This is a genomic window from Arthrobacter sp. JCM 19049, assembly GCF_001310435.1.
The window spans coordinates 1-718 of record NZ_BAXF01000819.1; the positions used below are offsets into that span (position 1 = coordinate 1).

At 70.1% G+C, this 718-nt stretch carries 3 protein-coding genes; all 3 read left to right on the forward strand.

Features of this window, described 5'->3' with window-relative positions:
* A partial coding sequence (locus JCM19049_RS16500) for a penicillin-binding transpeptidase domain-containing protein (protein ID WP_279403461.1) occupies positions 1–281 on the forward strand: 281 nt, incomplete at its 5' end.
* Positions 278–544, forward strand: coding sequence for a hypothetical protein (locus JCM19049_RS16505; RefSeq protein WP_054822076.1), 267 nt, complete (start codon positions 278–280; stop codon positions 542–544). The genes JCM19049_RS16500 and JCM19049_RS16505, both read left to right, overlap by 4 nt.
* Positions 432–718, forward strand: a 287-nt coding sequence (locus tag JCM19049_RS21610) for a penicillin-binding transpeptidase domain-containing protein (protein ID WP_279403462.1), incomplete at its 3' end; no start/stop codon positions are given. The genes JCM19049_RS16505 and JCM19049_RS21610, both read left to right, overlap by 113 nt.

A 718-nucleotide genomic window follows, 5' to 3' on the forward strand; every position in this document is an offset into this window, starting at 1 on the left:
CCGCGCTGCTGGGCAAGTACGCCCCGGGGTCCTCCTTCAAGGTCATTTCCGCGCTGGCGATGCTGCGCGACGGGGCCACCCCGGGCACCAAGGTCGCCTGCCCCGCCACCACCACCGTGGATGGCAAGGCCTTCAAGAACTATGACGGCTACCCCTCCAGCGCGCTGGGCCAGCTGCCGCTGTCCGAGGCCCTGGCCCAGTCCTGCAATACGGTCTTCGTTGAGGCCGGGGCGGACCTGGCTCCTCCAAGGTCGCCCAGGCGGCTGGCTCGCTGGGTTTGAACGCGCAGGATTCCACCGGCGCCAACGCCTTCCTCGGCACGGTGCCCGATGATTCCAAGGGCACGGAGCTGGCGGCCAACATGATCGGGCAGGGGGTGGTGCAGGCTTCCCCGCTGGGCATGGCCACGGTGATGGCCTCGGTGGTGGCCGGTGAGACCGTGCACCCGCAGCTGGTGCTCACCGACGCGCAGGACCAGCAGGACGCCGGGCAGGTCCCAGCAGCCCAGCCCCTCGACGCAGGCCACCGAGCTGAGCGAGGATGAAGCCAAGCAGCTGCGCTCCATGATGGGCGAGGTCGTGGACCACGGCACCTTGAAGCAGCTGAATTCGGTGCCCGGCGGCACGGTGATCGGCAAGAGCGGCACCGCGGAGTACGACGCCGAACGCAACGCCCACGCCTGGGCCATTGCCGGGCAGGGCGACCTGGCGATCGCGGC